The organism is Streptomyces sp. NPDC024632, from assembly GCF_055559175.1.
In genome coordinates, this window is sequence record NZ_JBVHLD010000001.1 from 431,889 (window position 1) to 455,811 (window position 23,923).

A 23,923-nucleotide genomic window follows, 5' to 3' on the forward strand; every position below is an offset into this window, starting at 1 on the left:
TCCCATGGGGGAACCGACTGCGAAGACTATGGGCGGCCGTACGACCGCCTCGCCGCGCTCCACCGGTTCCACTCCCCCGGATGGAGCGACCGGCGTGGCCCGCACGGAGCCGCGCCACACCCTCATCAGGCGCATCCGCACACCCCGCAGACCCCGGCTCTGGTTCGAGATCCTGCTGATCGGCGTCAGTTACTGGGTGTACTCGCTGATCAGGAACGCGGTTCCGGAGCAGAAGGCCGTCGCCCTGCGACACGCCGCGTCGGTGTGGTCCTTCGAGAACCACCTCGGTCTGGCGATCGAACGGTCCGTCAACCACGCCGTGAATTCGGCGACCTGGCTGATCGTCATCATGAACTACTACTACGCCACGCTGCACTTCATCATCACCATCGGTGTGCTGGTGTGGCTCTACCGCCGCCATCCGGGGCGGTACGGCCCGGCCCGTCTGGTGCTCTTCGTGACCACCGCCATGGCCCTGGTCGGCTTCTACTTCTACCCGCTGGCGCCGCCCCGGCTGATGACGGGCGGCGGCTTCATCGACACCGTCGAGGTGCACCACACCTGGGGCTCGCTGTCCTCGGGCAATCTGGCGCATGTGTCGAACCAGTACGCGGCCATGCCGTCGATGCACATCGGCTGGTCCCTGTGGTGCGGGATCACCATCGCGATACTGGCCAAGCACACCTGGGCGAAGGCGCTGGGCGCGCTGTACCCGGTGTTCACCCTCACGGTCATCATCTCCACCGGCAACCACTTCTGGCTGGACGCGGTCGGCGGTGTGGTGTGCCTGGCGGTCGGTTACGGGATCTCGTACCTGGTCTACGGGCGCTGGCTGTACCGGATGCCGCGCCAGCCGGTGGACGCGGTGTCGGCCCGGGCGTCGGACCCTCAGACGGCGTGATGCGGCGCCACGTACAGCGTCTGGAGCGCGAAGCCGTGGTAACCGGCGGTGTCGGCGAGGCGGGTGCTGGTCGTACCCCCGCCCGCCCCGTCCAGGGCTGACACGGCGTCCAGTGCCACCCAGGGGCCGACCGGCGGACGCAGGAAGCTCAGCACGAGGTCGAGGTTGCTGAACAGGTGGGTGCGGAAGTCCAGCGCGGCGCTGAAGCCGCTGGCGCCGTCCGAGACGAGGACGGCCCGCTGGGTGCCGGAGGTCGTCTCGCCCGCGACGAGCGGGAACTTCGGGCGCACCCACACCGTGGCCGGTCCCGGCGTCGTGACGAATCCGGCGAGGTAGCGGTAGTCCATGGACGCGATCCAGCCATGGTCCAAGTGGCCGGGGAGCGGGTCGGCCGGGACGACGTCGTCGGGGTCCGGCAGCGGCGCGGCCTGGACGGGGACGTCCGGTACGAGACCGGGTGAGCGGCGGCGCCACCAGGCGCGGGCCGACAGGACGACCCGGCCGTCGACGCTCAGCTCGCCCGCGAGGAGCTGGGCGCGCCTGCCGGGCTTGAGGACGGAGGCGCGGACGCGGACCGGGCCGACGGGGACGGGGCCGTGGAAGTCCATGGCGATTTTCGCGAGGTGGCCGTCGGGGTGGCCCTCGGAGTCGATGTCGGGGTCGCCGTCGGAGTCGCCGTCCCGTGCCGTCGCCGCGACCAGGGCCTCGAACTCGCGGACCAGCAGCGCGCTGGGCGGGCCGCCGTGCTGGAGGTCGGGCGACCAGGGCCCCTGGGTGGCGTCCGTCGCCACGAAGGACCCGTCCGGGCCGGGCTCGTAGAAAGCGGTCGGTTCGCCCATCCCTGCTCCTCCGGCTCGTGTACGTTTCGCATTCCGTAACGCCTGGCACCACCGTATGATTTCGGAATCAGAAGCGTCAAGGAGGGTCGGATGGAGGGTGGCACCGGTGGCCCCCGGCCGGGCGGCGAGGTCCGTGGCTCGCGCACCGGGCGGCCCCTGATGGCCGCGCTCGATCTGCTGGGGCGGCGCTGGGCGCTGCGCATTCTCTGGGAGCTGCGGGACGGGCCGGTCGGCGCTCGTGACCTGCGTGAACGGTGCGACGCGATGTCGCCCAGCGTTCTTTATCAGCGGTTGCGGGAGTTGGCCGCGGCCGGGCTGCTCGCGCAGGGGGATCAGGGGCGTTACGGGCTCACGCCTCTCGGGGCGGGGCTGGCCGAGGCCATCGCGCCGTTGGATCACTGGTCTCGTGCGTGGGCGGAGACGCTTTCCGACTAAGGGGGGGGTGTTCTTGCCCGCCCGCCCACCCGTGCGGGTGCTTTGTCGTCTGCGGGTGCCGCTTGTGCCTGGTCGGTGCCGGTCCGGGGCACCTCCTCGAAATGCGGCTACCTGGCCCCGCGTATCCAGTGCCCTTCTTGTCACCGCATTTCTGCGGGGGCACCCCGGCCCGTCCCCTCCCGGTACGTCGGCGTCCGACGGTCCGGTGGGGGTTGCCGGGGTGGGTGTCAAAGACCATGAGGGCGCCCCGAGCGTCCTCCGCCCGGGGGCTGGGCGGGGGGCACCCTCACACGGTCCGCGGGTGGACGGGTGTCCAAGACCGTGAGGGCGCCCCGCCGTTCCGGCCCCCTTCCCCACATCCGGGGGTGGAGGGGGTTGGGGGCGGAGGGAGAGGGGTTCGAAATGCTGCCGGATATTTGTGGCGCAGGAGAGGTCACCGGATACGGAGTACCAGAAGCGCCATAAATATACCGATTTCGAACCCCTCTCCCGCAGCCCCCGGCCCCCGACCCACGAACGGCCGAGCCGCCCCGACCCGAGCCGACCCGAGGCGGTGCGAGGCGGGCTACTCGTAGGCGTAGAAGAGGCGTTCGACAACGGCGCGGGCGCGGCGGGTGCGGCGGCGGTAGTCCTCCAGCATGTCGCCGACGTGGCCGGGCGGGTAGCCGAGGTAGCGGCCGACGGCGGCGAGTTCGCGGCCGTCGCTGGGGAAGGTGTCGCCGGGGCGGCCGCGGACGAGCATGACGGCGTTGCGGACGCGGGTGGCGAGAACCCAGGCGTCGTCGAGGACGGCGGCGTCCTCGGGGTCGATGAGCCCGGCCTCGCGGGCCGCGGCGAGGGCCGGGCGGGTGCCGGTGGTGCGCAGGGCGGGCAGCCGCCCCGCGTGCTGGAGCTGCACGAGCTGAATCGTCCACTCGACGTCGGACAGCCCGCCGCGCCCGAGCTTGGCGTGCGTCGTGGGGTCGGCGCCGCGCGGCAGCCGCTCGGTCTCCATCCGGGCCTTCAGGCGCCGTATCTCGCGGACCGCCTCTTCTTCGAGGCCGTTCTCCGGGTACCGCAGCGGGTCGACCAGGGCGGTGAACCGCGCCCCGAGGTCCGGGTCGCCCGCGACCGGCAGAGCGCGCAGCAGCGCCTGGTTCTCCCAGATCAGCCCCCAGCGCCGGTAGTAGGCGGCGTACGACGCGAGGCTGCGGACCATGGGCCCGCTCTTGCCCTCGGGCCGCAGATCGGCGTCGACCAGCAGCGGCGGGTCCGCGGTGGGGATCTGGAGCAGGCGGCGCAGCTCGTCGGCGACGGCGAGCGCGGCGCGGGTGGCCTCGCCCTCGTCGGCGCCGTCGAGCGGTTCGTGGACGAAGAGCACGTCGGCGTCCGAGCCGTAGGCCAGCTCCCGGCCGCCGAAGCGGCCCATGCCGATGACGGCGAAACGGGTGGGCAGCGGGTGCGCGTCGTTGCCGGTGACGTGGTTGACGGCGGCGCGCAGCGCGCCCGCGAGCGTCGCGGCGGTGAGCCCGTAGATGGCGGTGCCGACGCGGTCGACCAGCGCGGCGGGGTCCGGCGGCTCCTCGGGCGTCTCCTCCTGGTCCTCCTCGTCGTCGCCGTAGGTGTCGATGAGGTCGGCGGCGGCGGTACGGAACAGCTCGCGGCGGCGTACTCCGCGTACCGAGGCGATGGCCTGCTCGGGGGTGTCGGCGCGGCCGACGGCGGCCAGCACCTCCTGCTCCAGGGCGGCGTGGTCGCGCGGCACGAGACCGTCGGCGGCGCCGAGCAGCGCGACCGCCTCGGGGGCGCGCATCAGCAGGTCGGGGGCGAGCCGCCCGGAGGAGAGCACGCGGGCCAGCCGCTGCGCCGCCGCGCCCTCGTCGCGCAGCAGCCGCAGGTACCAGGGGGTCTTGCCGAGCGCGTCGGAGACCTTGCGGAAGCCGAGCAGCCCGGCGTCGGGGTCGGCGGAGTCCGCGAACCAGCCGAGCAGCACCGGAAGCAGCGTGCGCTGGATGGCGGCCTTGCGGCTCACGCCGCTGGCCAGCGCCTCCAGGTGGCGGACGGCGGCGGCCGGGTCGGCGTATCCGAGCGCCTGGAGGCGCTGGCGGGCCGCGTCGGTGCTGAGCCGGGTCTCCTCGCCGCCGAGCTGGGCGACCGCGTCCAGCAGCGGCCGGTAGAACAGCTTCTCGTGCAGCCGCCGTACCTCCATGGCGTGCCGCTTCCACTCCCGGTTCAGCTCGGCGACCGGGTCGGCGCGGAAGCCCAGGCCGCGGCCGAGGCGGCGCAGTCCCGCCTGGTCGTCGGGGACGAGGTGGGTGCGGCGCATCTTCTGGAGCTGGATGCGGTGTTCCATCAGCCGCAGGAAGCGGTAGGCGTCGTCGAGCGCGGCGGCGTCGGTGCGGCCGACGTAGCCGCCCGCGGCGAGGTCGGCGAGCGCGGTCAGCGTGGTGCCGCTGCGCAGCGACGGATCGGTGCGGCCGTGCACGAGCTGGAGGAGCTGCACGGCGAATTCGACGTCGCGCAGGCCGCCGGGGCCGAGCTTCAGCTCGCGGTCGATCTGGGCGGCGGGGATGTTCTCCACGACGCGGCGGCGCATCTGCTGCACGTCGGTGACGAAGTTCTCGCGCTCGGCGGCCTGCCAGACCAGCGGGCGGATCGCGGCCAGGTACTCCTCGCCGAGCGCCTCGTCCCCGGCGACCGGCCTGGCCTTGAGCAGCGCCTGGAACTCCCAGGTCTTCGCCCACCGCCGGTAGTAGGCGAGATGGCTGGAGAGCGTACGGACCAGCGGCCCGTTCTTGCCCTCGGGCCGCAGATTGGCGTCGACCGGCCAGATCGTGCCCTCGGCGGTGGTGTCGGAGCAGATCCGCATCATCCGGGCGGCCAGCCGGGTGGCGGCGCGTACGGCCGTGCCTTCCGCGTCCTGCTGGCCCGCCGTCTCCTCGGCCGGTTCCGCCACGTAGACGACGTCAACGTCGGAGACGTAGTTCAGCTCGTGGCCGCCGCACTTGCCCATGCCGATGACGGACAGCCGGCAGACGGCGGCGTCCTGCGGGCTCTCGGCTGCGGCTATCGCCAGCGCGGCGCGCAGGGTGGCGGTGGCGAGGTCGGCCAGTTCCGCGGCGGTACGCACCAGGTCGCTGGTGCCGCACACGTCGCGGGCGGCGATGCCGAGCAGGCAGCGGCGGTAGGCGACGCGCAGCGCGTCGGGGGTGTCGGCGCCCGAGAGGGCCCGGACGAAGTCGGCGACGCCCGGGTGCAGGTCGGCGGACTCGTACATCACCAGCGCGTGCCAGTGGGCGGGGTGCCGGGCGAGGTGGTCGCCGAGGGCCTCGGAGGCGCCGAGGATGCCCAGCAGGCGGTCGCGCAGCGGCTTCGCCGTCATGACGGTGTCCAGCAGCGTCCGCCGCTCCGCCGGGTCCAGCGCCTCCGTGAGGCGTACCAGGCTGATCAGCGCCTGGTCGGGGTCGGCCGTCGCGCCCAGCGCCTCCAGCAGCACCGGGTCCGTCCTGACCGTCGACAGCTCGGGCAGCTCCAGCAGCCGCTCGGCCGCCGCCGGGTCCGTGAAGCCGTGCCGCAGCAGCCGCGTGAACGTACTGCTCCGGCGTCCCTGCATCGGCCCTCCCGGCGGGTCATGTGGTGTGGCGGGGTGACGCTCGACTGGCCTGGTTTGGTTTGGCTTGGTTTGGCTTCGCGGTGGCGCGTGTCCCGTACCCCGGAACGGTCCCGCGCAAGCCCGGATCGATCAAGGCTTCGGTTTGAGCGTAACCCCCTGCGGGGGGCTCGGTAGCCGGAGTGCGGCCACCAGCCCACCCGACCCCGATCCCGCGCCCCGCACACGACCCCATCCACCGCCCCGCCCCAGCGACCAAGAGCCCCGCACGGGCGTGCACGCGACCGAGTCGTCCAAGCTGCCGCAAGCGGCCAAGGCAGGAGGCCCGCACGGCGCGGGCGCAACCGCACGACCCGCACGGTGAGGGCGCAACCGCATAGCTCGCACCGCGCTGCGCGCGCAGCACCGCCCCACCAACCGCACCACCCCGCCCGCACGGCCGGAGGCTCCCCGCGGCGCGGGCGGAACCGCACGGCCCGCGTAGCACCGCCCCAGCAACCGCACCACCCTGGCCGCACGGCCGGAGGCCCCCGCCGTGCGGGCGGACATCGCGGGCTTGGCCACGCGGGACGTGGCGCGTGGCGGCGGGGCTGCCCGGTGGGGGCTGGGGGCGCGGTGTCCCCGGCAGGAGAGTTGTGGGAGCCGGCGGCAGGCCGTACCTCGGTGTTCGCCTTCATTTCACCCGGCGCCCGCTCGCCCTGACGTGATCGGGCTCTTAAAATTTGTCATGTACAGCGGTTCCTCGTCCTTCCCCCCACTACCGGAGGTACGCCGTGCACGGCTGGACTCTGCCCCGCCGCAGCCGCACCGCTCTGTTGTCCGCAGTCGGCCTCGCCGCCGCGTCCGCCGGTCTGTGGACCGGTCTCGGCGGCTCGGCGCACGCGGCCGGTTCTGTGCCCACCCCCGACCACACCCTCGTGGTGGTCATGGAGAACCACGCGTACAGCCAGGTCATCGGCAGTTCGAGCGCGCCGTACATCAACTCGCTGGCGACCGGCGGCGCGAATCTCACGCAGAGCCAGGCGATCACGCACCCGAGCCAGCCGAACTACTACGCGCTGTTCTCCGGGTCCACGCAGGGCGTGACGGACGACAGTTGCGTGAAGATCGGCTTCAGCTCGGCCGCGAATCTCGGCTCCGAGGTGATCGCCGCGGGCAAGACCTTCGGCAGTTACAACGAGACGCTGCCGAGCCAGGGTTCGACGACCTGCAAGAGCGGCAACTACGCGCAGAAGCACAACCCGTGGTTCGGCTTCGGCAATGTCCCGACGTCGACCGCGAAGACCTTCGCGCAGTTCCCGACGGACTACTCGACGCTGCCGCGGATGTCCTTCGTCGTACCGAATCTGTGCAGCGACATGCACGACTGCTCGGTGGCGACCGGCGACACCTGGATCAAGAACAACCTGGGCGCGTACGCGACGTGGGCGAAGACCCACAACAGCGTGCTGGTCGTGACCTTCGACGAGGACAACTCGCTGAGCGGCAACCGGATTCCGACCGTCTTCTACGGTCAGCCGGTCACCGCGGGCAGTTCGTCCGCGACCAACTACAACCACTACAACCTGCTGCGCACACTGGAGGATCTGGCGGGTACCTCGGGGCACGCGGGCAACGCCGCGTCCGCCGCGGACATCACCGGCATCTGGACCAACTGACCGATGTACGTCAGCGAGAGCCGCGGCAGCACGCCCGCGACACCCGCACCGACGAGCGCGGCGGACAGCCCGACGACAGCGCCGACGACCGCCCGGGGCCCGCGTCCCGGGCGGTCGTCCGCGGTCACCTCGACGGTGCTCGCGCTCGGCGCGGTCAGCCTCATCACCGATGTGTCGTCGGAGATGGTCACCGCGGTGCTGCCGCTGTACCTGGTCACCGGGCTCGGGCTCTCCCCGCTCGGCTTCGGTCTGCTCGACGGCGTCTACAACGGATTCAGCGCGGTGGTACGGCTGGTCGGCGGGCATCTCGCCGACCGCGGCGGGCGGCACAAGGCGGTGGCCGCCTTCGGGTACGGACTGTCCGCGCTGTGCAAGCCGCTGCTCCTGGCCGTGCACACGTTGCCGCTGATCGGCGCGGTGCTCGCCGTCGACCGCACCGGCAAGGGCCTGCGGACCGCGCCGCGCGACGCGCTCATCTCGCTGTCGGCGCCCCCGGAGTCGCGGGGCCGGGCGTTCGGTGTGCACCGCGCGATGGACACCACCGGGGCGCTTCTCGGGCCGCTGGCAGCCTTCCTGATTCTCCGTCAGGCGGCGGAAGGATACGACGCGGTCTTTACCGTCAGCTTCTGTGTGGCGGCGGTCGGCGTGGTCGTGCTGCTGCTGTTCGTGCCGTCGGGCGTACGGCGGTCAACTCCCGCGCCTGACAGTGACGTTGACCGGCCGTCCCTACGGGCCGCCGTGGGGCTGCTCGGGCGGCGGGAGCTGCGCGGGCTGGCGCTGTGCGCGGTGGCGCTCGGGCTCGCCACCGTCAGCGACTCCTTCGTCTATCTGCTGCTGCAACGCCGACTCGGCGTCCCCGACCGGTGGTTCGCGCTCCTCCCGCTGGGCACCGCCGCCGCCTTCCTGCTGCTCGCCGTGCCGCTGGGCCGCTGGGCGGACCGGGTCGGCCGCTGGCGGGTCTTCGTCGGCGGCCACTTCGCGCTGCTCCTGGCGTACGGGCTGCTCCTCGCCCACCTGCGGGCGGGCGTACTGCCGTACGCCGTACTGGCGTTGCACGGGGCCTTCTACGCGGCCACGGACGGCGTGCTGATGGCGGCCGCGGCCGGTTCCGTACCGGCGGCGCTGCGCTCCAGCGGGCTCGCGCTCGTACAGACCGGGCAGGCCGCAGCGCGCTTCGTCTGCTCCATAGCCTTCGGGGCGGCGTGGACCGCGTGGGGCGACCAATCCGCCCTGACGGGGGCCGCGTTGGCGCTGACGGCGAGCGTCGCGCTGTCGGTCCGGCTGCGGCCGTCACGGACTCCCACGGCGCCGGGGGCGACGGCATGAGCGGGCGGGTCGAGGGCGGTATGAGCATGCGCAACCGGCTGCTGGTGCTGCTGGCCAGCATCACCGTGCTGGCGTGCGTGGCGGGGGTCGCGGTGTGGCGGGCCGCCGACCGGGCCGACCGGAAGAACCAGGTGCAGGCGGGCGGCCCCGCCGTCCGCGCCGGTACGGTCTCGCTGGCCGCCGGCGGCCCCCGTATCGTCTTCCGCTCCATGGCGTGGGGGCCGCACCGCGACGAGTTGGCCTCGGTGCCCGCCTCCGCGCCGGACGGGCCCCGCGTCGCGTCCGGCGTGAAGTGCCTGCGCTTCTACGCGGCGGGCGGCACCGGCATCTGCCTCCAGGCCAAGCGCGGCGCGGTCAACGACTCGTACGACGCGGTCGTCCTGGACTCGGCGCTGCGCGCCACCCGCCGTGTGCCGCTCGCGGGCATCCCCACCCGCGCCCGTGTCTCGCCCAGCGGGCGGATGGCCGCCTGGACCGTCTTCGTCGGCGGCGACTCGTACGCGGGCACCGACTTCTCCACCCGCACCTCGATCCTGGACACCCGCACCGGGACCCTCCAGTCGTCCCTCGAGGACTACGCCGTCACCCGCGACGGGCACCGCGTGCGCGCCGCCGATATCAACTTCTGGGGCGTCACCTTCGCCGACGACCGGCACTTCTACGCCACGCTCGCCACCGGCGGCCACACCTACCTCGTGCGCGGCGACGTCGCCGCCCGTACCGTCACCACGCTGCGCACCAACGTCGAGTGCCCCTCGCTCTCCCCGGACGGCACCCGGATCGCCTTCAAGAAACGCGTGCCCGGCCTGCCCGCCGACGCCCCCTGGCGCCTCTACGTCCTCGACCTGGCCACCTCGCGCGAGTGGCCGCTGGCCGAGACCCGCAGCGTCGACGACCAGGCCGTGTGGTCCGACAACGCGACCGTCGTCTACTCCCTCCCCGGCGACTACGGCTCCGACCTGTACACCGCCCCCGCCGACGGCACCGGCGCCCCCCGCCTCCTCACCCCCTCGGCCCTGGCCCCCGCCTGGCTGCCCTGACCCCGGAGGTGACGTCCTCCGGGGCGGCCCCGCCTCGGGGGGCGCGGGTCAGCAGACGCGGACGGACTGCGCGGAGGAGAGGTCGCTGTCGGTGTAGCCGGGCGGGCGGCCCGAGTAGTCCTGGGCGACGCTGCCGATGGGGTTCTTGCCGTCGCGGCCGTAGTAGAAGGTGGTGCGCACCCCGCCGACCTGGTTGTTGTTGATCCAGGTGGCCTGCTCGTCGATGGCGATGTTGTGGACCGCGCAGGCGTTCCACGGGCCGAGCCAGTACCACGTGTTGGTGTCCGTGTTGTGGATGTGCAGGCACATGTCGCCCACCGGGGGGAGGTTGCAGTCCACCGCCTGGGCGGGGGACGCGGCCACGAAGCCGACCGTGCCGGCGAGCAGCGCGCCGCTTACCGCGAGGGTGACCGTCCGCTTTCCGATACGCATACTCAAGGGCCTCCTTGTTCGCAGGAATTGACCGAATTCCGCACCCGGAGCCGTGCCGACGCATTGCCGTTCACGGTCGCGCGTAAACGCGCACCGATTCTCCGGGCAGCCCCAAGTAGACGCCGACGTTGGCCGGGATTGCCATTGATTGGATGAGGTTCCAATGTTTGGCTGGCGGTTCGGACGTCCGCCCGATCCGTCCGGGAAGGCATCATGCTGCGTCTGTCGCTGGGCCCGGCCGAGCTGGCCAGGACCCGGTTCGCCATCTCACCGATGGTCGAACTGTTCGGTGTCCTGTCCACCGCCATGAGGTCGTCCCGCCGCGGGGAACGGCTCGGCGCGCTGCCGCGGCTGCTGCACGACCGGCAGATGCCCCTGCTGGCGGGGTTCTTCCAGGGCGAGGTGTGGCTGCCGGATTTCATCAGCCCGGCGCCCGCGCGGTTCGCGCCCAGCCTGGATGACGAACTCCACCGGATAGCCACCCTCGCGCCGACCCGGCTGGTGCAGGAAATCACCGTGTTCACCACGGGCTTCGCCGGTCAGGGCTTTCCCGGAACCGAGCTGCCCGCACCGGTCCTGAGCCAACTCGACCGGGGGGAAACCGCATTCGTCCAGAAAGCGGCTCAGGAACTGCACGCTTTGTGGAACCACACACTCGCAGCGCGCTGGCCGGTGATCCGTGGCCGCCTCGAAGCCGATATCAACGCCCGTTCCCAGCTCATGGCCCGGCAGGGAACCGGCGCGGTCCTGGATTCCCTGCATCCGGACACCGGTTGGCACGACGGCACACTGACCGTCCGCAGCCCGTTCCGCACCACGGTGGCGCACGCGCCGGCCGTCGTCATGATCCCCACCGTCACCGGGGACCTGACGCCGGGCCTCGACCCGATGCTCCAGCACGACACGATGCTCTGCTATCCGGTGCCCCGCGCTCCGTCAGGCCGCCGCGCCGCACAGGGCGGCCACCCGGCGGCCGACGTCCTGGGGGCCACCCGGCACAGCCTGCTGCTGTCGCTGGGCCGCCCCCTCACCACCACGGAGCTGGCCGAGCTCCACCACCTGGACCCGTCGACCGTCTCCTACCACCTCACGCGCCTGCACCGGGCGGGTCTCCTCACCCGGACCCGCCACGGCCACCGCGTCTACTACCGCCGCACCCCGCAGGCCGAGCAGCTCCTCTCGGCTACAGGTTCGGGAGGTTCTTCCGCAGCTCGAAGGCGGTGACCTCGGAGCGGTACTCCTCCCACTCCTGCTTCTTGTTGCGCAGGAAGAAGTCGAAGACGTGCTCGCCGAGGGTCTCGGCGACGAGTTCGCTGCGCTCCATGAGGGTGATGGCCTCGCCGAGGTTCTGCGGGAGGGGCTCGATGCCGAGGGCGCGGCGCTCGGAGTCGGACAGGGCCCAGACGTCGTCGTCGGCGCCGGCCGGGAGTTCGTAGCCCTCCTGGATGCCCTTCATGCCCGCGGCGAGGAGGACGGCGTAGGCGAGGTAGGGGTTGGCGCCGGAGTCGATCGAGCGGACCTCGACGCGGGTGGAGCCGGTCTTGCCGGGCTTGTACATGGGGACGCGGATCAGGGCCGAGCGGTTGTTGTGGCCCCAGCAGATGTACGAGGGGGCCTCGCCGCCCGCGCCCGCGGTGCGCTGGGAGCCGCCCCAGATCCGCTTGTAGGAGTTGACCCACTGGTTGGTGACCGCGGCGGTCTCACCGGCGTGCCGGAGCAGGCCCGCGATGAAGGAGCGGCCGACCTTGGAGAGCTGGAACTCCGCGCCCGACTCGTAGAAGGCGTTGCGGTCGCCCTCGAAGAGCGACAGGTGGGTGTGCATGCCGGAGCCGGGGTGCTCGGAGAACGGCTTGGGCATGAAGGTGGCGTGCACGCCCTGTTCGAGGGCGACCTGCTTCATGACGAGCCGGAAGGTCATCACATTGTCGGCGGTGGAGAGCGCGTCGGCGTAGCGCAGGTCGATCTCCTGCTGGCCGGGGGCGCCCTCGTGGTGCGAGAACTCCACCGAGATGCCCATGGACTCCAGCATCGTGATGGCCTGGCGGCGGAAGTCCATGCCGACGTTCTGCGGGGTGTGGTCGAAGTAGCCGGAGTTGTCGGCGGGGGTCGGCCGCCCGCCGTCCATCGGCTTGTCCTTGAGCAGGAAGAACTCGATCTCGGGGTGGGTGTAAAAGGTGAAGCCGAGGTCGGAGGTCTTGGCGAGCGCGCGCTTGAGGACGTAGCGCGGGTCGGCGTACGACGGGGAGCCGTCGGGCATGAGGATGTCGCAGAACATGCGCGCGGTGCCGGGGCTCTCGGCGCGCCAGGGCAGGATCTGGAAGGTGCTGGGGTCCGGCTTGGCGATCATGTCGGACTCGTACACCCGGGCGAAGCCCTCGATGGCGGAGCCGTCGAAGCCGATGCCCTCGTCGAAGGCCTGCTCCAGTTCGGCCGGTGCGACGGCGACCGACTTCAGGTAGCCGAGCACGTCGGTGAACCACAGGCGGACGAAGCGGATGTCCCGCTCCTCCAGGGTGCGGAGAACGAACTCCTGCTGCTTGTCCATATCCATCCATCCTTGCCGGTCAGGCCACCTGCTCCCCGCCACTGGCCATATCGGGGACGCACATCCGGGATTGCGAGCCGAGCATCCCATCACGCGATTTCCGGCGCGTTGCGGGGGCCCTCTCCCCCATAGTGCCTGCCCGCGACGAGTCCTTCATCATCGCGCGGCGCCTGATCGCGGCGCCTGATCGGTGACGGCGCGGAAAGGCCAGCGTTTTGATAAGGGTAGCCTTACCTAAGGCGTGCGTCTGTTCGCCACAGCTGCGTACCCGTACGAGGAGCCGTACCCCTGGGCACACGCACGCGTGGCGGCGGCCGTCGCGGGGCCCGCCGTCGTCGGCTATCTGCTGGACGCCGACTGGCGCCTCACCAACCGCTGGCCGCAACCGCTGATCGTGGGGTCCGCGCTACCCGAAGGTGTCGATGCTCGCGATCTTCCAGGTGCCGTCCTGGTGCACGGCGTCCACCGCGAACATCGCCGCCGCGTAAGTGGTCGCCGCGTTCGCGGACTTGGCGGTGCTGGTGTTGCTCTGGTCGGCGAAGACCAGGACGCGGGCGCGGTCGCCGTCGAGCAGTTCCACGCCGGTGTCGGTGACGGTCGTGGTCAGCACGAGCTTCTGCGCCGGTGCCTGGGCGCGGACCTGGGCGAGCATCGTCGCGTACTGCTGGACGGCCTTTCCGGTCAGTACGCGCTTGGCCGCGTCGTCGGTGCGGGCGGTGTCGGCGTAGTTGTAGGAGAAGACCGCGTTCACGGCCTGGGCGACGGTGCCTTTGACCTCGCTGGTGCGGGCGGTGTCGGTCAGCGCGGTGTTGCCGGAGGCCACCGAGTCGCGCAGGTCGGACGCCTTCCCCGCGGACCAGGCGGCGAGGCCGCCGAGCAGCACGGTCAGCAGGGCGAGGCCGACGGTGAGGACGGTGACGGGCCGCGGGCGCCACTTGCGCGGGCCGCTCCCGGCCTCGGGTTCAGCGTCGGCGGCCGTGGCGGTGGGAGTCCCGGCGGTGACGTCGGCGGCCTTGTCGGACGTACGCGGCGGCCGTGCCGGGCGGGTGCGGACGGCGGTCGCGGCGCGGCCCCGGGCGGGGCGCTCCGAACGGTCGCCGCCCTCCGCCTCGGTCTCCGGGCCGGTGTCGGAGTGGATGTCGGTGGCGGTGTCGGAGTCGGAGTCGGAGTGGATGTCGGTGGCGGCTTCCGCCGTGCGGGTCACGCGCTCGCGCGGCGGCGCGGTGGCCGCCAGGCGGCGTTGGCGGTTGATGAGGTGGCGGGTGGTCGACATGGGCGGCGGTCCTCTCGCGGACGGCGGGGCGGCTTACTGGCCGTCGGTGGTGGACGGGGACGGCCTCGCGGTGGCGGTGCCGCCGCTCGGGGGCGAGGACGCGGACGGGTCCGCGGCGCTGTCGCCCATCGGGGCCTGGCCGAGGGCGCTGAGCTTCCAGCCCGTGTCGGTGCGGGTGAGTTCGCCGAGCATCCGGCTCTCCTTGACCGCGGGCTTGGCCTTGGGCGCCTCGACGGTGATCCGCAGTGCGATCATCACGCTGGCCTTGCCGGTTCTGGTGTCGAGTTCGGTGACCGCGCCGGACAGGATCTTCGCGGTGCTGACCGTCTGGGCCTGCCGCACCTGCTTCTCGAACGCGGCCCGCCCCTGGACCAGTTGGCTGTGCAGGTCGCCGGTCGTGGAGCTCTCCCAGATGTCGAGCCCGTGGTCGACGTCGGAGTGGTCCAGGGTGTTCATGTTCTGCACCGCCTGCTCCCCCGCCGCGAGCACCGTGTCGCGGGTCCGGGCGAAGGCCGCGTCGTCGTCGTGCGCGGCCCCGTACCAGGACCAGCCGGTCAGGGCGGCGGCGACCGCCGCGGCGACGGCGAGCGCGACGGCCGTGGCGAGCAGCGACCGGCCCGGCGCGCGCAGCCGCGCCCCGAGCCGGTCCCGCGACCCGCCGCCACCCTTGAAGGGCATCCGTGCCATCCGTCCTCCTCCTACCGGGCCTTGAGATCGGTGATCCGCCAGTGGTCGCCGTCGAGCCTGGCGGTGACCGAGAGTTGGGCCGCCGCGCTGGTGGCCGCGGCGCCCTTGCGCTGGGCGGTCTGGTCGAGGAAGACCAGCAGCCGGGCGTGGTCGGCGGTGAGCCGGACGACCCCGGCGCGCACCACCCGTGTGGTCAGGGTGAGTTGCTGCTCGGCGACGCGCTGCCGGATCTGCCCGAACAGCGCCTGGTACTGGTCGGCCGCCGCGCCGTCCAGCAGGTCGCGGGCGGCCCGCTCGGTCGACCCGGTGTCCTCCGGCGTGTACGCGAAGATCTTGCCGAGCGCGTTGCTGACGTCCCCGACGACCCGGTTGGTCGCCTCGGTGTCGGTCAGCGCGCGGTTGTCCGTCGCGGCCGGGTCGGTCAACCGGTGGGCCGCGTAACCGAATCCGCCGCCGCCGAGGAGCAGCAGCACGATCGCGGCGACCGCCGCCGTACGCCGCCATCCGTACGGCCACCGCCAACGCCGTCCGGCGGCGGCCTCGATGGCCTCCGGCTCGTCCGGAGCGGCGGCCACCGATGCGTCGGTCTGCGGCGCCTCGGCCTCCGCCGCCTCGGCCTCGGGCTCATGCGTGGTGCTCACTGGGCCGCCTCTCCTAGCTCGCGCCGACGGGCACCGCGGTGAGCGCCGTGAGTTTCCAGCCGTCCGAGGTACGGGACAGGCCCGCCTCGAACCGCTTGCGGTCGGTGGTGGCCGCGCCGCCGCGCGGCATGACCCGGACCTGCACGGTCGCGATGAGCTTCGCCGTACCGGCCCTGGTGTCGAGTTCGGTGACCGCCGCGTCGGTGACCGTGCCCCGGGTGGAGGTGCCGGACTGCTTGAGCGCGGCGGCGTCCGCGGTGTGCGTACGGCTCATGCGGTCGTGCAGCGGCCCGGTCGTCGTGTCCAGCCAGGCCGCGAGGTCGCGGTCCAGGTGGGCCGCGTCCACCGTGTTCAGCCGGGTGATGTCCCGCTGCCCGTCGGTCAGTACGGCGTCGCGGGCCTTGGCGTAGTTGAGCGTGTCGTCGCCGCGCGTGTCCGCGTACGACCAGGCGCCGAGCGCGCACACCACGGCGGCGACCGCCCACGCGGTGACCCAGACCAGGGTGGACCGGCGGGCGCTCATCGGGTGCCCCCGAAGCCCGTGCCCCCGAAACGCGTGTCCCCGGAGCGCGTGTCACCGAACCGCGTGTCACCGAGGCCGAGCAGATCCGCCATCGTGCCGCCGCTGGGCCCGGTCGGCAGCGAGGGCAGGCCCAGCGCTCCCGGCAGCACGCTCGTGCCGTACGTCGTCGTCCCGGTGGACGGGCCCGCGGCGGACGGGGTCCCCGCGCCGGTCGGCAGCACCGAGCCGGGCTGCACGGGGTTCGGGACGCCCCCGCCGTTCGGGGCGTTGGCCGAGCCGCGCACGTCGGTGCCGGAGGAGGCGGGGGCGGTGCAGCGGGCAGCGGTGTTCAGGGCGGTGGCGGGCGCCTTGGTGTCCAGGCCGTTGCGGTACGTGGTGCCGCCGTATCCGGAGGTGCAGGGCAGCGGGGAGAAGAAGGTGACGGCCATGCCGAAGTGCAGGCCCTTGCCGTCCACCGCCGTCGATCCGGCGGCGGCCACCGCGGGCACCTTGACCAGGAATTCCTCGATGCCGTGCTGCCGGGTGACGGCCACGTCCGAGGTGGTCAGCAAGTTGGCCAGGACGACGCTGAGTTGGGGTCCGACGTCCCGCAGCAGCGCGCTGACCTGTCCCGCCGCGTCGGGCGCCGCGGCGATGAGCCGTCGCAGGTCGGTGTCGGAGTCGTTGAGCTGCTTGGCGAGCTGACTTGCGCTGCTGGCGAAGGACTTGATGGCGTCGCCCTCGTCGGCCTGCGTGCGCAGCACCGTCCGCCCGTCGGCCATCAGCGTGATGTTGCCGGGCAGGTTCATGTCCGCGGCGGAGATGAACTCGCCGCTGGTGTCGAGCAGCGACTGGAGGTTGTCGCCCTGTCCCGCGAACGCCTTGCCGAATTCGTCGACGACGGTCTGAAGGGACTTCAACGGGACCGATCCGGCCAGGCTGTTGACGCTGGTGAGCAGGTTGGTGACGGGCGCGGGGATGGTGGTGTCGGCGCGTTCGACGCGGGAGCCGTCGGCGAGATACGGCCCCTGGTCGGTGGTCGGCCGCAGGTCGATGTACTGCTCGCCGACGGCGGACAGGCTGGCGACGACGGCCTTGAGGTGGGAGGGGATGTGCGGCGCGGAGTCGTTGATCCGCAAGGACGCCTCCACGCCGTCGCCGGTGAGTCTGATCGGGCCGACCCGGCCGACCGAGACACCGCGGTAGGTGACGTTGGCGTGCTCGAACAGGCCGCCCGCTTCAGGGAGTTCGACCTTGACGGTGTAGTAGCCGCGCAGGCCCACGTACCGGCCGAGGTCGGCGTAGCGGACGCCGATGAAGCCGAGCACGAGCACGGCGATCAGCAGGAAGGCGATGTTCTTGGCGATGGTGACGCGGGTCAGCATTAGCGGCCCCCGGTCCTGGTCGAGCCGGTGACCGACGGCAGCGGCAGCGGGATGCCCGCCTCCCGCAGCTTCTTGTCGACCGTCGTCGTCCGGTCGGCCTTGGCGTGCGCGGACATCGGGTTCTCGGGGTCGGGCGGGTAGACGTTCCCGGACGCGGGCATCTCGGGGATGAGCTGCGTGCCGGGTACGGCGGTCAGGTCGAGGTAGACGTTGAGGTAGTCGCCCTTGACGCCGTTGAGGACCTCGTCGGTGAACGGGTAGGTGACCAGCACCTGGAGCGAGTCGGGCAGCGCGTCGCCCGCGTCGGCGAGCCGTCGCAGGGTGGGCGCGAGGGCCTTGAGGTCGGCGACCATGTCGTCCTTGCTGCGGTTGACGGTGTCCACCGCGACGCCGGAGAGCGTGTCCAGCGAGCGCAGCATGGTGACCAGCGAGCCGCGCTGCTGTTCCAGCACCTTCAGTCCGGGGCTGAGGCCGGTCAGTACGGTGCCGATCTTCTGGTCGCGGGCGGCGAGGGTGGCGGACAGTTCGTTGACGCCGTCGAGCGCGTCGGTGATGTCCTGCTTGTGGGCGTCGAGGTCGCTGACGAGCGTGTCGACCTGGTGGAGCATGGAGCGGATCTGCGGTTCGTTGCCGGTCAGGGCCTTGTTCAGCTCCACCGAGATGGTCTTGAGCTGGGCGACGCCGCCGCCGTTGAGCAGCATGGACAGTGCGCCGAAGACCTCTTCGACCTCGGGGTTGCGGTTGGTGCGCGAGGCGGGGATGACGGCGCCGTCGCGCAGGGTGCCGCTGGCGGCCCGCGTGCCGGGCGGCGCGGAGAGCTGGATGTACTTCTCGCCGAGCAGGCTGGACTGTTCCAGGTGCGCGTACGCGTTGGCGGGCAGTCTCACCTTGCCGTTGACCTTCATGGTGACGGTCGCGGACCAGCCGTCGGTGCCGAGGCCGATCTTGGTGACGCGGCCGACGGCGACGTCGTTGACGCGTACGGACGCCTGCGGGACGAGGTCGAGGACGTCGGCGAAGTCGGCCTTGACGGTGTAGGGGTGGCCGCCGAGGTCGGCGCCGCCGGGCAGCGGCACGTTCTGGACGTTCAGCGAGCAGCCGGCGAGGGCGAGCGCGAGCAGCGCGGTCCCGCCGACGGTGGCGGCGCTCCCCCGGGTGTGCGGACGCTTCATCGGGCCGCCCCCTTGGTGTAGACGGTGCCGACCGCCGGCAGGGGCAGCGGCAGGGTCTTGGCGTCCTTGGCCGCGGGTGTGAAGTCGGAGCCGGTCCTTGCGGTGTCCTTGGCGGCGGCGGGCGAGATGTCGCCGCCCATGCTCAGTTCGTTGATGTTGGCGCGCCCGTCGATGGTGCCGTGCTGCGGGTCGTAGGCGTTGAGGAGGTTGTCGGCGGCCAGCGGCGCGGTGTCGAGGAGTTCGGCGAGTGAGGCGCGCTGGTCGACCAACGTCTGGGTGATCGGGGCGAGTTTGCCGATGCTGGTCTTCAGCCGGGCCCGGTTGTCCTGGATGAAGGTCTTCACCTGGCCGAGCGCGGTGGACAGTTGGTGCAGCGCGCCGCCCAGGTTCTCCTTGTCCTCGGCCAGGAAGCCGCTGACGGTGGAGAGTTGGTCGGTGGCGGCCCGTACCTTGCCGTCGTTGTTCTTCAGCATGGTGGTGAAGGACTGGAGGTAGGACAGGGTCGCGAAGAGGTCGTCGCTGTGGCCGTTGAGGGTCTTGGTGGCCTGGCCGAGCTGGTCGATGCTGTCGCCGATGGCCTTGCCGTTGCCGTCGAGGTTCTTCGCGCCGGTGTCGAGGAGGTTCGACAGGGCGCCGGTGGCGTTGGCGCCGTTCGGGCCGAGGGCGTCGCTGAGCCGGGTGATGCTCTCGTAGAGCTGGTCGACCTCGACGGGGGTCGCGGTGCGGGTGGCCGGGATGACGGTGCCCGCGGTGATCCGGGGGCCGCCGGTGTAGGCCGGGGTGAGCTGGATGTAGCGGTCGGCGACGACGCTGGGCGCGACGACGACGGCGCCGGCTCCCGCGGGGACCTTCACCCCGTGGTCGAGGACCAGCACGACCTTGACCTGCTTGCCCTGCGGCTTCACCGAGTCGACGGTGCCGACCTTGACGCCGAGCACGCGCAGGTCGGATCCGGCGTAGACGCCCACGGCGTGGTCGAAGTAGGCGGTGATCCTGGTGCCGTCGGGGCCGCCGAAGAGGCGTACGCCGCCGTAGGCGAGGGCCGCGAGGACGACGGCGAGCACCGTGCCGAGGGCGATGGCCCGCCGCCCTCGCGCGGCGCGGCCGATGGATGCCTTCACGATGTGCCTCCCGTCGCCTTGGGCGGCTCGCACCCGGTCGTCGGCTGGGTGCCCGGGGGCAGATAGCTCTTGGGGACCAGGCCGCACAGATAGCTGTCGAACCAGCGGCCGTTGCCGAGGGTGTTGCCGACCAGCCGGTAGTAGGGCCCGGCCAGGGCGAGCGCCTTGTCGAGGCTGGACTGGTTGGCGAGCAGTACGCCGGTGACCCGGTCGAGGGCGTCCAGGGTCGGGCCGAGCTGCCGGTTGTTGTCGGCGACCAGGCCGTTGAGCTGGGTGCCGAGGTCCTGGGTGCCGGTGAGCAGCGCGTGGATGGCGTCGCGGCGCTTCTGGATCTCGCCGAGCAGCAGGTTGCCGTCCGAGATCAGCGTCTGGAAGCGGCTGTTCTGGTCGGAGAGGGTCTTGGTGAGCTGCTTGCTGCCCGCGAGCAGGTCGGCGAGCTGGGCGTCCCGGCTGGAGATGGTCCGCGACAGCGACGACAGGCCGGTGGCGGCGCTGCGTACCGAGGCCGGGGTGTCCTTGAAGGTGTCGGAGAGGGTCTGGAAGCTGGCGGCGAGCTGCGTGGTGTCGATCGACCCGAGGGTGTTGCCGAGGCCGTCGAGCGCCTGCGTGACGTCGTACGGCGAGGTGGTGCGGGTCCTGGGGATGCGCTGGCCGGGGTTCTGCGCGCGGCTGCCGAGCGGGTCGACGGCCAGGTACTTCTCGCCGAGCAGCGTCTTGATGCCGATGGCGGCGGTGCTGGCGTCGCCGATCCAGGTGTCCTTGACGCGGAAGGTGACCTTGACCTGGGCGCCGTCCAGCGACACCCCGGTGACCTTGCCGACCTTGACGCCCGCGACCCGCACCTCGTTGCCGGACCTGAGCCCGGCGGCCTCGGTGAAGCTCGCGCTGTACGTGGTGCCGCCGCCGATCAGCGGGAGCGCGTCCGCGTTGTACGCGACCAGGCCGGCCAGGGCGAGCACGAGCAGGCCGACGGTGCCGACGAGGACGGGGCTGCGTTCGCGCAGCGGCCGGAAGAGGGGGCGGCCCCGGCGCGCGGGGGCGCGGAAGCGGAGGCGCGGGGTCGGTATGCGGGGGCGGTTCATGACCGGCACCTCGATTCGGTGATCGCTATGCCGGTGGGCGGCTTGCTGCCGTCGGAGGTGGTGACCCCGGCGACGGTGGCCTGGCAGAGGTAGAGGTTGAGCCAGGAGCCGTAGGAGGCGAGCCGGCCGATGGTCTGGAGCTTGGCCGGGGTCTTGGTGAGGAAGTTCTCCAACTGCGGTGTGTTGTCGGCGAGGTTGGTGGACAGCCGGCCGAGCTGGGCGATGGAGTCCTTCAGCGGCTGGCGGCCGTCGGTGAGCAACCCGGCGGTGCTGGTGGTGAGTTGGGAGATCGCGGTGATCGACTGGCCGATCGGTTCACGGTCGGAGGCGAAGCCGCTGACGAGTTGCTGGAGCGAGGTCACCAGGTCGTTGAACCCGGCCTCGCGGGTGTTCACCGTGGTGAGCACCGAGTTGAGGTTGTCGATGACCTGGCCGATCACCTTGTCCTTGGCGGCGAGCGTCGTGGTCAGCGAACCGACGTTGCTGATCAGGCTGTCGACGGTGCCGCCCTCGCCCTGGAGCACCTGGACGATCTCGCCCGCGAGCTGGTTGACGTCCTTGGGCGACAGGCCCTGGAACAGCGGCTGGAAGCCGTTGAAGAGCTGGGTGAGGTCGAGGGCCGGGGTGGTGCGCTGGAGCGGGATGGTGTCGCCGGGGGCGAGCGCCTGGCCGACCGGTCCCGTGCCCTGCTGGAGGTCGATGTACCGCTGGCCGACCATGTTGAGGTACTTGATGGTGGCGGTCACCGAGCCGGGCAGCTTCCGGGCGCGCTGCACCGAGAAGTGCACCTGCGCGACGCGGTGGTCGACGACCTTGATCGAGTCGACCTGGCCGACCTTGACCCCGGCGATCCGGACGCTGTCGCCCGAGGTGAGGCCGGTGGCGTCGGTGAACCGGGCGTTGTAGCCGGAGGTGTCGCCGACGTCGGTTCCGCCCGCGATGCTCACCGCGAGGACGGTGGTGGCCAGCGCGGTGACCAGGATGAAGATCAGCGACTTGACGATCGGTCCGACGAGGCTGCGGCGCTTCACCGCACCGTCACCTCCGCCCCTCGGTAGACGGGACCGGTGAGCAGGCTGCTCCAGTCGGGGAGCGAGCCGGGGTCGGTGCCGATGCCCGGCGCGAGGAGTTCGTTGATCAGCTCGTTCTCCTGCGGGGAGTTGGCCGGGGAGTCGGTGGTGGTCACGCTCGATGTGGACGCCGTGGACGCCGTGGACGTCGTGGACGTCGTGGACGTCGTGGCGGTCGGCGAGGTCGCGGACTTCGTGGAGTGCGTCGCGGCCGGTGCGCCGCCGCGGCCGGTGTACGGGACCGGGTAGCACTGCGGGCCGCCGCTCGCGTCGTACACCGGGGTGTCCTTGCCGGGGACGTACTTGCCGCGGGACGGCACGCTGGTGAGGTTGACGTGCAGGCCCGGCTCGTGGGTGCCCTTGCCGAGCGCCTTGTCCATGACGGGGACGAAGGCGGCCAGGGTGCGCAGCGTACAGGGGAAGGACGGGGAGTACTTCGCGAGCAGCCCGAGGGTGCCGCGGCTGTCGGCGGTCAGCCGGATGACGGTGTCCTTGTTCTGCCGCAGATACGTCGTCAGGTCCTGCGCGGTGGCGGTGGTGCTGCCGTACACGCTGTTGAGGTCGGCCTGTTCCTCGGCGATGGTGCCGCTGGTCCTGGTGAAGTCGGTGAGGGCCTGCACGATGTCGGGCGCGGCGGCGTTGTAGACGTGGCTGACGGTGACGAGCTGCTTGATGTCGTCGTTCAGCACGGGCAGTTCGGGGTTGAGCTTGGTCAGGTAGCGGTCGAGCTGGACGAGGGTGGTGCCGAGCTGGGTGCCGCGGCCGTCGAGCGCGGTCGCGACGGCGTTGAGGGTCGCGGCGAGCTTCTGCGGCTGGACGGCGGTGAGCAGCGGCAGCACGTTGTCGAGCACCTGCTGGAGCTCGATGGCGTCGCTGGAGCGGTCCTGGGCGATGGTGCTGTCGGCGGCGAGGGTGGGGCCGCCACCGGTGGTGTCGGTGCCCGCGGGGGGTACGAGGGCCACGAAGCGTTCGCCGAACAGCGTGGTGGGCAGCATCTGCGCGGTGACGTCCGCGGGGATGCGCTTGAGCTGGCCGGGGTCGATGGCGAGGTTGAGCCGGGCGCCGTCGCCGTCGGCGCTGATCGAGGCGACCCGGCCGACGACGACCCCGCGCAGTTTCACGTCGGCGCCCTGGTGCATCTCGTTGCCGACGGTGCCGGTCTCCAGGTGGACGGTCGCGGTGTCGCTGAACGTCTTGTCGTAGACGGCGACCGCGAGCCAGGCCAGCAGCGCGGGCACCAGCAGGAAGACGACGCCGGCGGTCCTGCGGCGGGCGGTGGCGCCGCCGGTCGGGCGGCGGCGCGGGGCCGGGGGCGCTCCGGCGGGACGGGTGTCGGTGGTGGTCATCCCGCCACCCGCACCGTCGTGGTGGCGCCCCAGATCGCCAGGCTGAGGAAGAAGTCGGTGATCGAGATGATCACGATGGCGTTGCGCACCGAGCGGCCGACGGCGATGCCGACGCCCGCGGGGCCGCCCTTGGCGGTGAACCCGTAGTAGCAGTGGGCGAGGATCACGATGACGCTGAAGATCAGCACTTTCAGTCCGGAGAGCAGGACGTCCTGCGGGGACAGGAAGAGGTTGAAGTAGTGGTCGTAGGTGCCCGCGGACTGGCCGTTGAACATGACGGTGACCATCCGGGAGGCGACGTAGCTGCTGAGCAGGCCGATGCCGTAGAGCGGGACGATGGCGACGACCCCGGCGATGATCCGGGTGGTGACCAGGTACGGCATGCTGCGCAGGCCCATGCCCTCCAGCGCGTCGATCTCCTCGTTGATCCGCATCGCGCCGAGCTGGGCGGTGAATCCGGCGCCGACGGTGGCCGACAGGGCCAGGCCCGCGACGAGCGGGGCGATCTCGCGGGTGTTGAAGTAGGCGGAGATGAAGCCGGTGAACGCGGCGGTGCCGAGCTGGTTCATCGCCGCGTAGCCCTGGAGGCCGACGACGGTGCCGGTGGCGAGGGTCATGCCGATCATCACGCCGACGGTGCCGCCGATGACGCCGAGGCCGCCGCTGCCGAACACGACCTCGGCGAGCAGGCGTTGGACCTCTTTGAGGTACCGGCGCAAGGTGCGCGGGATCCACAGCACGGCGGTGATGTGGAAGATGAAGTGGTCGCCGGTCTCGTCCAGCCAGTGCAGCCAGCGGCCGGTGTTCCGGCGTCGGCGCGGCCGTGGTCCTTCGGGCGGCGGCTCGGCCTGCGGGGTGTCCTTGTCCAGGAGCGCCATC

General features: G+C 71.9%; 21 protein-coding genes. 6 read left to right on the top strand and 15 right to left on the bottom strand.

Annotation, left to right across the window (positions count from 1 at the left end; all coding sequences use genetic code 11):
- Positions 1-4: 4 nt before the first annotated feature.
- The gene (locus ACZ37P_RS01875) at positions 5-901 is read left to right on the top strand and encodes a phosphatase PAP2 family protein (RefSeq protein ID WP_401303945.1); all 897 of its coding nucleotides are present in this window, start codon (positions 5-7) and stop codon (positions 899-901) included.
- Here ACZ37P_RS01875 and ACZ37P_RS01880 read toward each other — a convergent pair.
- A complete protein-coding gene (locus ACZ37P_RS01880; RefSeq protein WP_467344322.1) occupies positions 889-1,740 on the bottom strand; it encodes a thioesterase family protein in 852 nt (283 codons plus the stop codon). The two genes, ACZ37P_RS01875 and ACZ37P_RS01880, sit on opposite strands and share 13 nt — an antisense overlap.
- Before the next feature lie 159 nt (positions 1,741-1,899).
- On the opposite strand from ACZ37P_RS01880, the gene ACZ37P_RS01885 reads away from it, so the two are divergent.
- Positions 1,900-2,175, top strand: a complete 276-nt coding sequence (locus tag ACZ37P_RS01885; protein ID WP_467344617.1) for a winged helix-turn-helix transcriptional regulator — start codon at positions 1,900-1,902, stop codon at positions 2,173-2,175.
- A 565-nt stretch (positions 2,176-2,740) separates the two neighbouring features.
- Here the strand turns inward: ACZ37P_RS01885 and ACZ37P_RS01890 are convergent.
- Entirely contained in the window at positions 2,741-5,767 is a 3,027-nt protein-coding gene (locus ACZ37P_RS01890; protein ID WP_467344323.1) for a bifunctional [glutamine synthetase] adenylyltransferase/[glutamine synthetase]-adenylyl-L-tyrosine phosphorylase, read from the bottom strand.
- 770 nt (positions 5,768-6,537) lie between these two features.
- Here ACZ37P_RS01890 and ACZ37P_RS01895 point away from each other — a divergent pair.
- Genes ACZ37P_RS01895 through ACZ37P_RS01905 form a run of 3 tightly spaced genes read left to right on the top strand, consistent with a single transcriptional unit; the run spans position 6,538 to position 9,788 of the window.
- On the top strand, positions 6,538-7,422 hold the full coding sequence (locus ACZ37P_RS01895) for an alkaline phosphatase family protein (RefSeq protein WP_467344324.1): 885 nt from the start codon (positions 6,538-6,540) through the stop codon (positions 7,420-7,422).
- Positions 7,423-7,425: 3 nt separating this feature from the next.
- A complete protein-coding gene (locus ACZ37P_RS01900; protein ID WP_467344326.1) occupies positions 7,426-8,748 on the top strand; it encodes an MFS transporter in 1,323 nt (440 codons plus the stop codon).
- Between the two features lie 20 nt (positions 8,749-8,768).
- Positions 8,769-9,788: a TolB family protein gene (locus ACZ37P_RS01905; protein WP_467344618.1), complete on the top strand. Its 1,020-nt coding sequence runs from the start codon at positions 8,769-8,771 to the stop codon at positions 9,786-9,788.
- Between the two features lie 48 nt (positions 9,789-9,836).
- Here ACZ37P_RS01905 and ACZ37P_RS01910 read toward each other — a convergent pair whose 3' ends face one another.
- Entirely contained in the window at positions 9,837-10,220 is a 384-nt protein-coding gene (locus ACZ37P_RS01910) for a hypothetical protein (protein WP_355334424.1), read from the bottom strand.
- 213 nt (positions 10,221-10,433) lie between these two features.
- Between ACZ37P_RS01910 and ACZ37P_RS01915 the strand changes: the two genes are divergently transcribed.
- Positions 10,434-11,444 (top strand): ArsR/SmtB family transcription factor, encoded by a 1,011-nt coding sequence (locus ACZ37P_RS01915; RefSeq protein ID WP_467344328.1) that lies wholly within the window; start codon positions 10,434-10,436, stop codon positions 11,442-11,444.
- On the opposite strand, the gene ACZ37P_RS01920 is transcribed toward ACZ37P_RS01915, so the two are convergent.
- The 12 genes from ACZ37P_RS01920 to ACZ37P_RS01975 form a co-directional block, all read right to left on the bottom strand.
- Positions 11,404-12,765 carry a glutamine synthetase family protein gene (locus ACZ37P_RS01920; protein ID WP_188279782.1) on the bottom strand — a complete coding sequence of 454 codons (1,362 nt, stop codon included), beginning with the start codon at positions 12,763-12,765 and terminating at the stop codon, positions 11,404-11,406. The two genes, ACZ37P_RS01915 and ACZ37P_RS01920, sit on opposite strands and share 41 nt — an antisense overlap.
- A gap of 406 nt (positions 12,766-13,171) precedes the next feature.
- On the bottom strand, positions 13,172-14,038 hold the full coding sequence (locus ACZ37P_RS01925; protein WP_467344330.1) for a hypothetical protein: 867 nt from the start codon (positions 14,036-14,038) through the stop codon (positions 13,172-13,174).
- A 33-nt stretch (positions 14,039-14,071) separates the two neighbouring features.
- Positions 14,072-14,725 (bottom strand): nuclear transport factor 2 family protein, encoded by a 654-nt coding sequence (locus ACZ37P_RS01930; protein WP_391043760.1) that lies wholly within the window; start codon positions 14,723-14,725, stop codon positions 14,072-14,074.
- A gap of 11 nt (positions 14,726-14,736) precedes the next feature.
- Entirely contained in the window at positions 14,737-15,366 is a 630-nt protein-coding gene (locus ACZ37P_RS01935) for a hypothetical protein (RefSeq protein WP_467344332.1), read from the bottom strand.
- A gap of 13 nt (positions 15,367-15,379) precedes the next feature.
- Positions 15,380-15,889 (bottom strand): hypothetical protein, encoded by a 510-nt coding sequence (locus tag ACZ37P_RS01940; protein ID WP_467344334.1) that lies wholly within the window; start codon positions 15,887-15,889, stop codon positions 15,380-15,382.
- Positions 15,886-17,253, bottom strand: a complete 1,368-nt coding sequence (locus ACZ37P_RS01945) for an MCE family protein (protein ID WP_467344336.1) — start codon at positions 17,251-17,253, stop codon at positions 15,886-15,888. The genes ACZ37P_RS01940 and ACZ37P_RS01945 overlap by 4 nt, the downstream gene beginning before the upstream one ends.
- A complete protein-coding gene (locus ACZ37P_RS01950; RefSeq protein WP_467344337.1) occupies positions 17,253-18,425 on the bottom strand; it encodes an MCE family protein in 1,173 nt (390 codons plus the stop codon). The genes ACZ37P_RS01945 and ACZ37P_RS01950 overlap by 1 nt, the downstream gene beginning before the upstream one ends.
- Positions 18,422-19,546 carry an MCE family protein gene (locus ACZ37P_RS01955; RefSeq protein ID WP_355334444.1) on the bottom strand — a complete coding sequence of 375 codons (1,125 nt, stop codon included), beginning with the start codon at positions 19,544-19,546 and terminating at the stop codon, positions 18,422-18,424. Before ACZ37P_RS01955 ends, ACZ37P_RS01950 begins: the two co-directional genes overlap by 4 nt.
- On the bottom strand, positions 19,543-20,628 hold the full coding sequence (locus ACZ37P_RS01960; protein WP_355334446.1) for an MCE family protein: 1,086 nt from the start codon (positions 20,626-20,628) through the stop codon (positions 19,543-19,545). The genes ACZ37P_RS01955 and ACZ37P_RS01960 overlap by 4 nt, the downstream gene beginning before the upstream one ends.
- Positions 20,625-21,659, bottom strand: coding sequence for an MCE family protein (locus tag ACZ37P_RS01965; protein ID WP_391043749.1), 1,035 nt, complete (start codon positions 21,657-21,659; stop codon positions 20,625-20,627). The genes ACZ37P_RS01960 and ACZ37P_RS01965 overlap by 4 nt, the downstream gene beginning before the upstream one ends.
- Positions 21,656-23,044 carry an MCE family protein gene (locus ACZ37P_RS01970; protein ID WP_467344340.1) on the bottom strand — a complete coding sequence of 463 codons (1,389 nt, stop codon included), beginning with the start codon at positions 23,042-23,044 and terminating at the stop codon, positions 21,656-21,658. The genes ACZ37P_RS01965 and ACZ37P_RS01970 overlap by 4 nt, the downstream gene beginning before the upstream one ends.
- On the bottom strand, positions 23,041-23,922 hold the full coding sequence (locus tag ACZ37P_RS01975) for an MlaE family ABC transporter permease (protein ID WP_391160018.1): 882 nt from the start codon (positions 23,920-23,922) through the stop codon (positions 23,041-23,043). The genes ACZ37P_RS01970 and ACZ37P_RS01975 overlap by 4 nt, the downstream gene beginning before the upstream one ends.
- Position 23,923 lies beyond the last annotated feature (1 nt).